The organism is Streptomyces sp. NPDC047061 (genome assembly GCF_040643955.1).
Classification (GTDB): Bacteria; Actinomycetota; Actinomycetes; order Streptomycetales; family Streptomycetaceae; genus Streptomyces.
In genome coordinates, this window is record NZ_JBEYVI010000013.1 from 20127 (window position 1) to 33177 (window position 13051).

Below are 13051 nucleotides of genomic sequence, written 5' to 3' on the forward strand. Positions count from 1 at the left end.
ATCAGCCGGATTCCGTGAATAGCACGGAAAAATGAAGCGGCCCCGGGTGCGCATTGAATCGCACCCGGGGCTGCGTCGTCTCCATCTCCGCTCAGATGGTGAGCACGGCCTCCAAGGGGGCGCCCTTGAGGGCGGATTCCAGACGGGCCCGTCCGCCCAGGAAGCCCAGCTCCATCAGGACCGCGACGCCCGCGACCTCGGCGCCGGCGCGGTGGATCAGCCGGATCGAGGCCTCGGCGGTGCCGCCGGTGGCGAGCACGTCGTCGACGACCATGACGCGGTCGCCCGCGGACAGGTCCTCGGCGTGCACCTCGATCTCGGCGGAGCCGTACTCCAGCTCGTAGGCCTGCCGGAGGGTGGCTCCGGGGAGCTTGCCCGCCTTGCGCACGGGGATGAAGCCGAGCCCGGCCCGCACGGCGACCGGGGCGCCCAGGATGAAGCCCCGCGCCTCCAGGCCGACGACCTTGGTGGCGCCGGTGCGCTCGGCGATCTGCGCGAGGGCGTCGGTGAGCACCGTGAACGCCGCCGGGTCCGCCAGCAGCGGCGTGATGTCCTTGAACATCACGCCCTGCTCGGGATAGTCCTCGACGTCCCGGATGCGGCTGAGCAGCAGTTCCGTGATGTCTGCGAGCTCGGTCATCGGCGCTTCCCCGAGGGCCGGCCGCGGCCGCCGCGGTTACGGGACGCGGGCTGGTTGCGCGGGCCGACGACGGCCGGAGCGGCGTCCTCGGGGTCCTCGGAACCGCCGACCCGGACCTCGGCCATCTCCTCCTCGGCTGCGGCCTGGGCGCGCTTGGCGAGGACGCGCTTCTTCAGGGCCTTCATCTGCGGCTCGGCCTCCTTGAGGTCGGCGACGAGCGGCGTGGCGATGAAGATCGAGGAGTAGGCACCCGCGGCGAGACCGACGAACAGCGACAGCGAGATGTCGTTGAGCGTGCCCGCGCCGAGGAAGCCGCCGCCGATGAACAGCAGGCCCGCGACCGGCAGCAGTGCGACGACCGTGGTGTTGATCGAACGGACCAGGGTGCCGTTGATCGAGTGGTTGGCGATGTCGCTGTAGGTGAAGCGGGTCTGCTTGGTGATGTCCTTCGTCTGCTCCTTGAGGCTGTCGAAGACGACGACCGTGTCGTAGAGCGAGTAACCGAGGATCGTCAGCAGACCGATGACCGTGCCGGGCGTGACCTCGAAGCCGACCAGCGCGTAGATACCGGTCGTGATGGTGATGTCGTGGATCAGCGCGACCAGGGCCGCGAGCGCCATCCGCCACTCGAAGGCGATCGCCAGGTAGATCACCACGAGGACCATGAAGATGCCGAGGCCCTCCCAGGCCTTGTTGGCGATCTCGTCACCCCAGCTCGGGCCGACCAGGTCGGAGTTGATGGACTCGGGGTCCACCTTCATGTCCTTGGCCAGCTTGACCTTGGTCGTGTCCGACTTCGCGGTGTCCATGCCGGCGATCTGGATGCGCAGACCGCCCGTGCCGAGCTTCTGCACGACCGCTTCGTGACCGGAGGCCTCCTTCGCGAAGGTCTCCGCCTGGGACACCGAGACACTGGTCTTCGAGGTGGTGAAGACGGCGCCGCCCTGGAAGTCGATGCCCATGTTCAGGCCGCGCACCGCCAGGCCGACGATGGCCGTGATGGTGATCAGGATGGAGACGCCGTACCAGATCTTGCGCTTGCCGACGAAGTCGTAGCTGATCTCGCCGCGGTGGAGTCGGGCGCCGAGGTTGCCGAGTTTCGACATCGCTCACGCTTCCTTCGGGTCGACAGGGCCGGCGACGGGACCGGCGGGACGGCGGGTACGGCGCAGCGGGGCCTTGGCGCCCAGACCCTTCGGGTCGAGCCCGGACCACTTGTGGCCGCTCGCGAAGAACTTACGCCGGGCGAGGAGCGTCATCAGCGGCTTGGTGAAGAAGAAGACGACGACCACGTCGAGCACGGTGGTCAGACCGAGGGTGAACGCGAAGCCCTGGACCTTGCCGACGGTCACGATGAACAGGACGGCGGCGGCCAGGAACGACACGAAGTCGGAGACCAGGATGGTGCGCCGGGCGCGCGGCCAGGCGCGCTCGACGGCGGGGCGCAGCGTGCGGCCCTCGCGGATCTCGTCCCGGATGCGCTCGAAGAACACGATGAACGAGTCCGCCGTGATGCCGATCGCGACGATCGCACCGCAGACGGCCGGCAGGTTCAGCGCGAAGTGGATCGCGGGGCCGAGCAGCGACATGATCGTGTAGGTGAGGACCGCGGACACCAGCAGCGAGGGGATCGCGACAATCGACAGGCCGCGGTAGAAGGCCACCAGATAGATGATGACCAGCGCGAGCCCGATGGCACCGGCGAGCAGACCGGCGTGCAGCTGCTGGCCGCCGAGGGCGGCAGTGACGGTGGTGACGCTCTCCGTGCGGAAGGAGAGCGGGAGGGCGCCGTACGACAGCACGTTGGCCAGGCTCTGGGCCTCGGTCTGGGTGAAGCTGCCGGAGATCTCCGCGGAGCCGCCGGTGATGGACTGGCTCACGGTCGGGCTGGAGACGACCTCGCCGTCGAGGACGATGCCGAACTCGTTCGTCGGCTGGGAGGCGTTCTTGGCGAGCTCGCCGGTGACGTCCGCGAACTTCTTGGATCCGCTGCCGGTGAAGGTCATCTGGACCTGCCAGCCGGAGGCGCCCTGCGTGTCGAAGACGGCCTGGGCCTTCTTGACGTCGGTGCCGTCGACGCGGGCCGGGCCGAGGACGTACTTGTACCAGACATCGTCGATCTTGCCGCAGGCCACGGTGGTGTCGCTCGGCTTGGCGGACTTGCCGGCCGTGGCGCGCTGGGTGGTCTTGGAGCAGTCCAGCGCGGTGTACTCGGCCTCCAGCTTCGAGGCCGCGGCGGAGGCGCTCGCGTCGGCCGAGGAGGTGGCGGAGGGGCTCGCCGACGAGGAGGCGGACGCCGAGGACGAAGCCGTGGAGCCGGCCTTCAGGGCGTCGGTGACCGCGCGGCCCTGCGAGGTGGCCGAGGACGACGGCGAGGCGGAGGACGTCCCGGTCGCCTTCTGGGACGACGACGCACTGCTCGACGGGGAGGCGCTGGAGCTGCCGCTGGCGGACGCGCTCGGGGAGGCGCTGGTCGTGGCGCCGGCGCTGGCTTCCTGGGCCAGGACCGGGCGGAAGTACAGCTTCGCGGTGGTGCCGACCTGCTTGCGGGCCTCTGCGGAGTTGGTGCCCTTGGGGATGTTGACGATGATGTTCTTTGAGCCCTGGGTCTGAACCTCCGTCTCGGATACGCCCAGACCGTTGACACGACGGTTCATGATCGCGACCGCGGTGTCCATGTTGGTCTTGTTGATCGCGTTGGGCTGGCCCGGCTCGTTCTCCGCCTGGAGAGTGATGCTCGTACCACCGGCCAGGTCGATACCGAGACGCGGAGTGGTGTTTCCGGAGGCGAACATTCCTCCGGTGAGCGCCACGATGGCGATCAGGATGAGGGCCAGCGAGCGCCCTGGCTTGCTCTGGGCGCTCGCGCTCCGGCCCCTCTTAGGTGCTGCCACCTTCTCGTACTCCCTCTCGGGCCGCCGCGCGCCTGGTCGGTGCGGTCGGCCATGACATGGTGTCGGGATCCCGTCCGGGAAACAGACGCGCCCGGGGTGCGGGGTGCGCGTGGGACGCGCGCACCGCTCCCCGGGTCACGGCTACTTCGCGTCGGAGTCGCCGTCGGTCTTCTTCGGCTCTTCGTCAGCCTTCGCCTCGGCGGTCGCGGCCTCCTCGGCCGGCCCGTCGGACTTGTCCTCCGCGTCCTCCGTCTTGTCCTCGGCGGCGTCCTTCTTCCCGAGGTCGACGGCCTTGTCGTCGGAGGCGGCGGCAGCGTCGGCGGACTCGCCGTCGGTCTCGGTGAGGGAGGAGGCGTCGTCCGGGACGACGTCGGCGTCGGACTTCAGGTCGTGCTCGACGCCGTGCACGATGCGGTTGTACTCGTCGTCCGTGAGGATGGCGCCGATCGCGTTCTTCGCGAAGAGAAGGTCGACGCCCGGGCCGGCGTCGAGGAGGACCGTGTCCTCGTTCACTTCCTTGACCGTCGCGTACATGCCCCCGATGGTGCGGACCCCGTTGCCGGGCTGGATCTCGTTCCGCATCTGCGTGGCCTGCTGCTGGCGCTTCCGGGTGGAACGCGTCATCAGGAACATGGCCGCGATGAGGACGATGAACACGAGAAGAGGCAAGCTATTCACGGGACGGAATTTCCTTCGCGCAGCCGCGGCGGTGAGCGGCCTGGATGATGGGGGTGTGGTCGGCGCCGCCCGCAAAGGCGGCATCGGCGGAGTCTAAGCGAGTCCGCGCGCATGGAACAACGCTCAGCATGGCACCTGGGTTCCTGGGCCCGCCAATGCCCCGCCGTCACGAAGAGATCACGTCTGCGGCCGAGGCCTGGTCGGCGGGCGACGGGGTGTCCCGGCCGGGACCGGGGCTCTCCGGGGCCGCTCCCAGCATACGGCGTGCGCTGCACGTTCCCGTCGGTAACGGCCCGGGCGCCGGACCTGCGCGGGGTCGGGGCCGGGCGGACATGCTGCCCCGGCGCGCGGAGCACGGCCCGTCCACCGGCGAACCGTCACCGCGCCCGCGTCAGGTACCGAACAGGTCCTGCTGGCCGGTTCCGCCCGTCGTACCGCGCGGGGCGGTCAGGCCCAGGTGGGCCCAGGCGGCGGGGGTGGCGACGCGGCCGCGCGGGGTGCGGGCCAGCAGGCCCTCGCGGACCAGGAAGGGCTCGGCGACCTCCTCGACCGTCTCACGCTCCTCCCCCACCGCCACCGCCAGTGTCGACAGGCCGACCGGGCCGCCGCCGAACAGCTTGAGCAGGGCCGCCAGGACCGCGCGGTCCAGCCGGTCCAGGCCGCGCTCGTCCACCTCGTAGACGGCGAGCGCCGCATGCGCGATCTCGCGTGTGATCAGCCCGTCCGCCTTGACCTGGGCGTAGTCGCGGACCCGGCGCAGCAGCCGGTTGGCGATGCGGGGTGTGCCGCGCGAGCGGCCGGCGATCTCGGCGGCGCCGGCCGGCTCGATCTCGACGTCCAGCAGGTTCGCCGAGCGGTGCACGACCCGCTCCAGCTCGCGCGGTTCGTAGAACTCCATGTGCGCGGTGAAACCGAAGCGGTCGCGCAGCGGGGGCGGCAGCAGACCCGCGCGCGTGGTGGCGCCGACCAGGGTGAACGGCGGCAGTTCGAGCGGGATGGCGGTGGCTCCCGGCCCCTTGCCGACGATCACGTCGACCCGGAAGTCCTCCATGGCCATGTACAGCATCTCCTCGGCGGGCCGCGACATCCGGTGGATCTCGTCGAGGAAGAGCACCTCGCCCTCCTGGAGGGAGGAGAGGATCGCGGCCAGGTCGCCCGCGTGCTGGATGGCGGGGCCCGAGGTGATGCGGATCGGGGCGCCCATCTCGGCTGCGATGATCATGGAGAGGGTGGTCTTGCCCAGGCCGGGGGCGCCGGAGAGCAGCACGTGGTCGGCGGTGGCGCCACGCGCGCGTGCGGCGCGCAGCACCAGGTCGAGCTGCTCGCGGACCTTCTCCTGGCCGATGAACTCGCCCAGGTCCTTGGGGCGCAGGGCGGCCTCGACGGCCTGGTCCTCACGGTCGGCGACGGCGCCCACCAGCCGCTCCGCCTCGGCGCCGGTGTCGGTCGGGTCGTCCCAGTTCATAAGTGATGTGCCTCAGCGGTGGTGGGGTCAGCGGGCGCGGTTGAGGGTCTGCAGGGCCGCCTTGAGCAGCTGGCCGACCTGGGGCGGGCCCCCGGCGGCCTCGGCCTGCGGGGCGACGGCGGTGACGGCCTCGTCGGCCTCCCGGGTCGCGTACCCCAGGCCGATCAGGGCGGCGTGCAGCTGGTCGCGCCAGCCCTGGGTGACCGGGGCGCCGATCGCGGGGGCGCCGACGGGTTCGCCGAGCCGGTCCTTCAGTTCGATGAGCAGCTTCTGCGCGCCCTTCTTGCCGATGCCGGGGACGGCGATCAGCGCCTTCTCGTCACTCGTGGCGACCGCGCGGCGCAGCGCGTCCGGGCTGTGCACGGCGAGCATCGCCTGGGCGAGCCGCGGGCCGACGCCGCTCGCCGTCTGCAACAGCTCGAAGACCTGGCGTTCGTCGTCGTCCACGAAGCCGTACAGGGTGAGCGAGTCCTCCCGTACGACCAGCGAGGTGGCGAGCTTGGTCTGCTGGCCCATGCGCAGCCCGGACAGGGTGTTCGGGCTGCACTGGACGGCGATGCCGATCCCGCCCACCTCGACGACCGCGGAGTCCGGGGCGAGGGCGGCGACCGGGCCGCTGACGAAGGCGATCATGCCGTACGGCCTTTCGTTGCGTTGGCTGCGTGCAGGGCGACGGCCTGCTGGAGTCGGTTCTGCGCGGGGGCGCGCCAGATGTGGCAGATGGCGAGCGCGAGGGCGTCGGCGGCGTCGGCGGGCTTCGGCGGGGCGCTGAGCCGGAGAAGCCGGGTGACCATGGCGCCGACCTGGTCCTTGTCGGCGCGTCCGGAGCCGGTGACGGCCGCCTTGACCTCGCTGGGGGTGTGCAGGGCGACGGGGATGCCCCGGCGGGCGGCGCACAGCATGGCGACGGCGCTGGCCTGGGCGGTGCCCATCACGGTCCGTACGTTGTGCTGGCTGAACACCCGCTCCACGGCGACGAATTCGGGCCGGTGTTCGTCCAGCCACTGCTCGATGCCCTGCTCGATGGCGACCAGGCGATGACCGAGCTCGGCGTCCGCCGACGTCCGTACGACCCCCACGGCGACCATGGTGAGCGGCCGCCCGGCGACGCCCTCGACGACACCGACACCGCACCGGGTCAGCCCGGGGTCCACCCCCAATACGCGCACCGCGCCCCTCCCCTCTTTGCGGCTAAACCGCCGCCGCTCTCGCGGACCTGGCCGAGCACCGTCGTGGTTCCGCAATTGATGGTTGCGGTCCATGGACGGTGATCTGCGGATGGCGCCAGGCTAGCCGCTGCCACCGACAACAGCGGCGGGCCGGGGGACGTGTCCCTCCGGCCCGCCGACTCGGCTCAGCCCGCGGCAGCGCTACGCGTCGACCTTCTCCATGACCTCGTCGCTGACGTCGAAGTTGGCGAAGACGTTCTGCACGTCGTCGCTGTCCTCGAGGGCGTCGATCAGCTTGAAGATCTTCTTGGCGCCGTCCTCGTCCAGCTCGACCTGCATGGTCGGGACGAAGTTGGCCTCGGCGGAGTCGTAGTCGATCCCGGCGTCCTGGAGGGCGGTGCGGACGGCGACCATGTCGGTGGCCTCGCTGAGCACCTCGAAGGACTCACCGAGGTCGTTGACCTCCTCGGCACCCGCATCAAGGACGGCACCCAGGACGTCGTCCTCGGACAGCTCGCCCTTGGGGACGATGACGACGCCCTTGCGGTTGAAGAGGTACGACACCGAGCCCGGGTCCGCCATGTTGCCACCGTTGCGGGTCATGGCGACGCGCACGTCGGAGGCGGCGCGGTTGCGGTTGTCGGTGAGGCACTCGATGAGCACCGCGACGCCGTTCGGGCCGTAGCCCTCGTACATGATCGTCTCGTAGTCGGCGCCGCCGGCCTCGAGACCGCCGCCGCGCTTGACCGCGGAGTCGATGTTCTTGTTCGGGACCGACTGCTTCTTCGCCTTCTGGATGGCGTCGTAGAGAGTCGGGTTGCCCTCGATGTCGACGCCGCCCATCCGGGCCGCGACCTCGATGTTCTTGATCAGCTTCGCGAAGAGCTTGCCGCGCTTGGCATCGATCACGGCCTTCTTGTGCTTCGTCGTAGCCCATTTAGAGTGGCCGGACATCTGCCTGTCTCCTTCGCGTAACCCATCCAAACAACGAACGCCAGAGATCCTACTAGGACTCCGTCGCCCGGTCGGCGTGCACCATGTCGACGAACAGGGCGTGCACGCGGTGGTCGCCGGTCAGTTCCGGATGGAACGACGTGGCGAGCGCGTTGCCCTGGCGGACCGCGACGATGTGGCCGCCGTGCTCGGCGAGCACCTCGGCCCCGGCGCCGACGGACTCGACCCAGGGGGCGCGGATGAAGACGCCCTCTACAGGATCGCCGTCGATCCCGCGTACGTCGACCGCCGCCTCGAACGACTCGTTCTGCCGCCCGAAGGCGTTGCGCCGGACGATCATGTCGATGCCGCCGACGGTCTCCTGGCCCGAGCGCGGGTCGAGGATCTTGTCGGCGAGCATGATCATGCCCGCGCAGGTGCCGTAGACGGGCATCCCGGCACGCACGCGTGCGCGGAGCGGCTCCATCACGCCGAACAGGACGGCCAGCTTGGAGATGGTGGTGGACTCGCCGCCGGGGATGACGAGGCCGTCCACCTCGGCGAGTTCCTCGGGGCGCCTGACCGGCCTGGCCACGGCGTCCGCCGCGGCCAGGGCGATGAGGTGCTCCCGTACGTCGCCCTGGAGGGCCAGGACGCCTATGACAGGTGCGTCGGTCATGTGTGCGAAACCCTTTGGCCTTACCAGCCGCGGTTGGCGTAGCGCTCGGCCTCGGGGAGGGTGTCGCAGTTGATGCCGACCATGGCCTCGCCGAGGTTGCGGGACGCGTCCGCGATGATCTTCGGGTCGTCGTAGAAGGTGGTCGCCTTGACGATGGCGGCGGCGCGCTTGGCCGGGTCGCCGGACTTGAAGATGCCGGAGCCGACGAAGACGCCCTCGGCGCCGAGCTGGCGCATCAGGGCCGCGTCGGCCGGGGTGGCGACGCCACCGGCGGAGAACAGCACGACGGGGAGCTTGCCGAGCTCGGCGACCTCCTTGACCAGCTCGTACGGGGCGCGCAGCTCCTTGGCGGCGGCGTACAGCTCGTTGTTGTCGTAACCGCGCAGCCGGGCGATCTCGTTCTTGATCTGGCGCAGGTGACGGACCGCCTCGACGACGTTGCCGGTGCCGGCCTCGCCCTTGGAGCGGATCATGGCCGCGCCCTCGGCGATCCGGCGCAGGGCCTCACCGAGGTTGGTGGCACCGCAGACGAAGGGGGTGGTGAAGGCCCACTTGTCGGAGTGGTTGACCTCGTCGGCCGGGGTGAGGACCTCGGACTCGTCGATGTAGTCGACGCCGAGCGACTGCAGGACCTGGGCCTCGACGAAGTGGCCGATCCGGGACTTGGCCATCACCGGGATCGAGACGGCCTCGATGATGCCCTCGATCATGTCCGGGTCGGACATCCGGGCCACCCCGCCGTCCTTGCGGATGTCGGCCGGGACCCGCTCCAGGGCCATGACGGCGACGGCGCCCGCGTCCTCGGCGATCTTCGCCTGCTCCGGCGTGACGACGTCCATGATCACGCCGCCCTTGAGCTGCTCGGCCATGCCGCGCTTCACACGGGCGGTGCCGGTCTCGGGGGTCTGGTTCTCACTGGTGGACACGGGTGACCTCACTCGCTGAAAGAGGGTTTCTGCAAACACCGAGGAAACGCGAGTGGACCAGGCCACAGCAAGGGCCAATGGGAAGGCGGTGGATCGTTTTCCGGTCAGGCCGTGCGCTCGACCAGCGCGGCGGGCGGTTCGTCGTCCATCTCGAAGGCCAGCGGGAAGGGGGCGTGTCCGGCCAGCCGGAACCAGCGGACCTTGCGGTGTTCACGCAGCCTGCGGGCCGCGCCGACGGCGTCGTTGTGGAACCGGCGGGCCATCGGGACCCGGCGTACGGCCTCGGCCAGCTCGCCGGCGGCCGCCTCCCCGCCGGGGGCCTCCCGCACCTCCTCGACCTGCTGCGGGTCCTCGAACACGGCCCGCAGGGCCTGGCTCAGCTCGCTCTCGGCGACCTCCCGCTGCTCCTCCTCGGCCTGCCGGGCGGCGTGCGCGGCCTCGTACAGCACGATCGAGGAGGCCGGATCCAGCACCCCCGAGGTCGCCAGCTCCTGGGCCACGGAGGCACGCCGCAACAACTGGGCGTCGAGGGCGGCCCGGGCGGCGTCGATCCGCGAGTGCAGCCGGTCGAGACGGCCGGCGGTCCAGCTCAGGTAGAGGCCGATCACCACGAGGGCGGCGAGGATCCAGAGAGTCCAGATGAGCGAAGCGGTCACGGGCGGAACGCTATAGGAGACGCTCACGGCAGCGCGCCCCCGAAGGGGCGCGGGGCCGTATCTGATCTGCGGCTACCGCCGCGTGGGCGCGACCAGCCACGACGGCGCCGCAGCCGACAGACAACCTGTCCCCGGCACCTCAGATGTCGCGGCCCTCCCAGCGAAGCGTCTAGTCCCGCGCCAGCCCGAACCGCGCCCGCAACCCCGACCGCTCGTCCGCCGCCACCGCCGCCGCGCCCGCCGTCACCGTCTCGTAGACGGACAGGATGTCCGCGCCCACGGTGGACCAGTCGAAGCGCCGCACGTGCACGCTGCCGCGCTCGCGCAGCCCGGCCCGGCGCTCCGGGTCCTCCAGGAGCCGCACCGCCGCCTCCGCCAGCGCGTCCGCGTCCTCGTTGGCGAAGAGCCCGCCCGCCGCCCCCTGGTCCAGGACCTGGGCGAAGGCGTCGAGGTCGGAGGCGAGGACGGGGGCGCCCGCGGACAGGGCCTCCACCAGGATTATCCCGAAGCTCTCGCCGCCCGTGTTGGGCGCGATGTACAGGTCGAGGCTGCGCAGGAAGCGGGCCTTGTCCTCGTCGCTGATCATGCCGAGGAACTCCACGCGGGAGCGCAGCTCGGCGGGGAGGGACTCGACCGCGGCCTCCTCGTCGCCCCGGCCGGCCACCAGGAGCCGGGTCTGCGGGCGGGCCGCGAGGATCTTGGGCAGGGCCTTCATCAGGACCGGGAGGCCCTTGCGGGGCTCGTCGATGCGGCCGATGAAGCCGATCGTGTCGCCCTGCCACTCGGGGCGCGGCTCGGCCTTGGCGAAGAAGTCGACGTCGACGCCGTTGGGGATCACGACGGCGTCCCCGCCGAGGTGCTCGACCAGGGTGCGGCGGGCGTACTCGCTGACCGCGATCCGGGCGCTGATCTTCTCCAGGGCGGCCTGCAGGATCGAGTACGCGGCGATCATCGCGCGGGAGCGCGGGTTGGAGGTGTGGAAGGTCGCGACCATCGGGCCCTGCGCCGCCCAGCAGGCCAGCAGGCCGAGGGACGGGGAGGTCGGCTCGTGGATGTGGACCACGTCGAACGCGCCGTCGTGCAGCCAGCGGCGCACCCGCGCGGCGGACAGGAAGCCGAAGTTGAGGCGGGCCACCGAGCCGTTGTACGGCACCGGGACCGCGCGGCCGGCCGAGACGACGTAGGGCGGCAGCGGGGTGTCGTCGTCGGCCGGGGCGAGGACGGAGACGTCGTGGCCGAGGCGGATGAAGTACTCGGCGAGGTCGCGGATGTGGAACTGGACGCCACCCGGGACGTCCCAGGAGTAGGGGCAGACGATGCCGATCCTCACGACGGTCCCTTCGCGGGGTCCAGGTCGGCGAGCCACAAGCGCTGCAGCATGTGCCAGTCCTCCGGATGGTCGGCGATCCCGGTGGCGAAGGCGTCGGCCAGCGCCTGTGTCATGACAGACGTCTTCGCGGCCTTGTCACCTGACTCGGGTACCTCGATCGGGGCGTGGACACGGCCCTTCATGACGGGGGTGTCGTCGTACCAGAGCGTCACGGGCAACAGGATCGCGCCGGTCTGCTGGGCCAGCAGGGCGGGTCCGGCGGGCATCCGCGCGGTGTCGCCGAAGAAGCCCACCTCGATGCCGGAGGCGGACAGGTCGCGGTCGGCGACCAGGCAGACCAGGCCGCCGTCGCGCAGCCTGCGGGCCAGGGTGCCGAAGGCGGTGCCGCCGCTGTGCGGCAGGACCTCCATGCCGAGGCCCTCGCGGTAGGCGACGAAGCGGTCGTAGAGCGTCTCGGGCTTGAGCCGCTCGGCGACGGTGGTGAACGGGGTCTTCAGCTCGGTGGTGACCCAGGCACCGGCCAGGTCCCAGTTGGCCAGGTGCGGCAGCGCGAGGATCACACCACGGCCGGAGGCGAGCCCGTCGGTGAGGTGATGGACGTCCTTGGGGACGAAGCCGGTGCGGACCCGGTCCTCGCTCCAGGACGGCAGCCGGAAGGACTCCATCCAGTAGCGCAGATACGACCGCATCCCCGCGCGCGACAGCTCGCGCAGCCGCTCCGGGCTCGCGTCGGGCCGCACGCGCGCGTAGTTGGACTCGAGCCGCTGGACGCCCTTGCCGCGCTGCCGCCAGGCTAGGTCCGCGACGGAGTTGCCGAGGCGCACGGCGACCGGCTCGGGGAGCCTCTTGACGGTGCTCCAGCCGAGACCGTACAGACCGTCGGTGAGCCGGTCGGCGGCGCTCACTGCCCGGCCTCGCTCCCGTGGGAGGCCTTCTCCCGCTCGGCCGCGGCCTCCGCCTCGGCGGACTCGCGGCGGACCGTGACGACCCGCTGGACGAGGGTGACCAGGCTGCCCACGGCGACGATCCACAGGGCGATCGGGAGCAGGATCTGGATGCCCGGGACGCCGAACTTGTGGAAACCGGCCAGACCGGCCGCCACCAGTGAGATCACCAGACGCTCGGCGCGCTCCACGAGACCGTTGACGGCCACCGGCAGCCCGATCGACTCGCCGCGCGCCTTCGTGTACGACACCACCTGGCCGCTGGCCAGGCAGAAGATGGAGACGGCGCACAGGACGTTGTTGTTCCCGTTGCCCGCGTACCAGAGGGCGAAGCCGCCGAAGATCGCGCCGTCGGCGACCCGGTCCAGGGTGGAGTCCAGGAACGCCCCCCAGCGGCTGGTGCGGCCCAGCTGGCGGGCCATGTTGCCGTCCACCAGGTCCGAGAACACGAACAGCGTGATCACGATCGTGCCCCAGAAGAACTCGCCCCGGGGGAAGAAGACCAGCGCGCCCGCGACCACTCCGGCCGTGCCGAGGAGCGTGACCGTGTCCGGGCTCACGCCCCGGCGGATGAGAAACGCGGCGAACGGTGTGAGGACACGCGTGAAGAATGCACGCGCGTACTTGTTCAGCATGGCCTTCCCGACGGTCGTTGCGCCGTGCGGCCCCTGCTGGCCACCCCGGCTGGCCCATCGTAGCCACGCGCGCGTGTGTGCGACGGGTGGGCACTCTCAGTC

14 protein-coding genes are annotated in these 13051 nt (G+C 70.9%); all 14 read right to left on the bottom strand.

From position 1 onward, the window contains the following. Positions 1 to 91: 91 nt before the first annotated feature. Positions 92 to 640, bottom strand: coding sequence for an adenine phosphoribosyltransferase (locus ABZ887_RS20105; RefSeq protein WP_361291112.1), 549 nt, complete (start codon positions 638 to 640; stop codon positions 92 to 94). Then, complete coding sequence (gene secF, locus ABZ887_RS20110) at positions 637 to 1746, bottom strand: protein translocase subunit SecF (protein WP_361291115.1); 1110 nt, start codon at positions 1744 to 1746, stop codon at positions 637 to 639. The genes ABZ887_RS20105 and secF overlap by 4 nt, the downstream gene beginning before the upstream one ends. Positions 1747 to 1749: 3 nt before the next feature. Further along, entirely contained in the window at positions 1750 to 3534 is a 1785-nt protein-coding gene (secD, locus tag ABZ887_RS20115) for a protein translocase subunit SecD (protein ID WP_361291118.1), read from the bottom strand. Between the two features lie 141 nt (positions 3535 to 3675). Next, complete coding sequence (gene yajC, locus ABZ887_RS20120) at positions 3676 to 4212, bottom strand: preprotein translocase subunit YajC (RefSeq protein WP_361291121.1); 537 nt, start codon at positions 4210 to 4212, stop codon at positions 3676 to 3678. A 391-nt stretch (positions 4213 to 4603) separates the two neighbouring features. Beyond that, the gene (ruvB, locus tag ABZ887_RS20125; RefSeq protein ID WP_361291124.1) at positions 4604 to 5677 is read right to left on the bottom strand and encodes a Holliday junction branch migration DNA helicase RuvB; all 1074 of its coding nucleotides are present in this window, start codon (positions 5675 to 5677) and stop codon (positions 4604 to 4606) included. 27 nt (positions 5678 to 5704) lie between these two features. Then, positions 5705 to 6310, bottom strand: a complete 606-nt coding sequence (gene ruvA / locus ABZ887_RS20130; protein ID WP_361291127.1) for a Holliday junction branch migration protein RuvA — start codon at positions 6308 to 6310, stop codon at positions 5705 to 5707. Next, positions 6307 to 6846: a crossover junction endodeoxyribonuclease RuvC gene (gene ruvC / locus ABZ887_RS20135; RefSeq protein WP_361291130.1), complete on the bottom strand. Its 540-nt coding sequence runs from the start codon at positions 6844 to 6846 to the stop codon at positions 6307 to 6309. The genes ruvA and ruvC overlap by 4 nt, the downstream gene beginning before the upstream one ends. 201 nt (positions 6847 to 7047) lie before the next feature. Next, a complete protein-coding gene (locus tag ABZ887_RS20140; protein WP_361291133.1) occupies positions 7048 to 7800 on the bottom strand; it encodes a YebC/PmpR family DNA-binding transcriptional regulator in 753 nt (250 codons plus the stop codon). Between the two features lie 52 nt (positions 7801 to 7852). Further along, the gene (gene pdxT / locus ABZ887_RS20145; RefSeq protein WP_361291136.1) at positions 7853 to 8458 is read right to left on the bottom strand and encodes a pyridoxal 5'-phosphate synthase glutaminase subunit PdxT; all 606 of its coding nucleotides are present in this window, start codon (positions 8456 to 8458) and stop codon (positions 7853 to 7855) included. A gap of 20 nt (positions 8459 to 8478) precedes the next feature. Beyond that, on the bottom strand, positions 8479 to 9384 hold the full coding sequence (gene pdxS / locus ABZ887_RS20150) for a pyridoxal 5'-phosphate synthase lyase subunit PdxS (protein ID WP_361291139.1): 906 nt from the start codon (positions 9382 to 9384) through the stop codon (positions 8479 to 8481). A gap of 104 nt (positions 9385 to 9488) precedes the next feature. Beyond that, positions 9489 to 10040, bottom strand: coding sequence for a hypothetical protein (locus ABZ887_RS20155; protein WP_361291142.1), 552 nt, complete (start codon positions 10038 to 10040; stop codon positions 9489 to 9491). 169 nt (positions 10041 to 10209) lie between these two features. Beyond that, the gene (locus tag ABZ887_RS20160) at positions 10210 to 11370 is read right to left on the bottom strand and encodes a glycosyltransferase family 4 protein (RefSeq protein WP_361291145.1); all 1161 of its coding nucleotides are present in this window, start codon (positions 11368 to 11370) and stop codon (positions 10210 to 10212) included. Next, the gene (locus ABZ887_RS20165; protein ID WP_361291148.1) at positions 11367 to 12275 is read right to left on the bottom strand and encodes a phosphatidylinositol mannoside acyltransferase; all 909 of its coding nucleotides are present in this window, start codon (positions 12273 to 12275) and stop codon (positions 11367 to 11369) included. The genes ABZ887_RS20160 and ABZ887_RS20165 overlap by 4 nt, the downstream gene beginning before the upstream one ends. Next, positions 12272 to 12949: a phosphatidylinositol phosphate synthase gene (gene pgsA / locus ABZ887_RS20170; protein ID WP_361291151.1), complete on the bottom strand. Its 678-nt coding sequence runs from the start codon at positions 12947 to 12949 to the stop codon at positions 12272 to 12274. Before pgsA ends, ABZ887_RS20165 begins: the two co-directional genes overlap by 4 nt. Positions 12950 to 13051: the final 102 nt, after the last annotated feature.

What these genes read in the sequence shown, in the direction of transcription:
- ABZ887_RS20105 (WP_361291112.1), bottom strand. Translation starts at nt 640, where the DNA reads ATGACCGAGCTCGCAGACATCACGGAACTGCTGCTCAGCCGCATCCGG.
- pdxT (WP_361291136.1), bottom strand. Translation starts at nt 8,458, where the DNA reads ATGACCGACGCACCTGTCATAGGCGTCCTGGCCCTCCAGGGCGACGTA.
- ABZ887_RS20140 (WP_361291133.1), bottom strand. Translation starts at nt 7,800, where the DNA reads ATGTCCGGCCACTCTAAATGGGCTACGACGAAGCACAAGAAGGCCGTG.
- ruvA (WP_361291127.1), bottom strand. Translation starts at nt 6,310, where the DNA reads ATGATCGCCTTCGTCAGCGGCCCGGTCGCCGCCCTCGCCCCGGACTCC.
- ruvB (WP_361291124.1), bottom strand. Translation starts at nt 5,677, where the DNA reads ATGAACTGGGACGACCCGACCGACACCGGCGCCGAGGCGGAGCGGCTG.
- pgsA (WP_361291151.1), bottom strand. Translation starts at nt 12,949, where the DNA reads ATGCTGAACAAGTACGCGCGTGCATTCTTCACGCGTGTCCTCACACCG.
- secF (WP_361291115.1), bottom strand. Translation starts at nt 1,746, where the DNA reads ATGTCGAAACTCGGCAACCTCGGCGCCCGACTCCACCGCGGCGAGATC.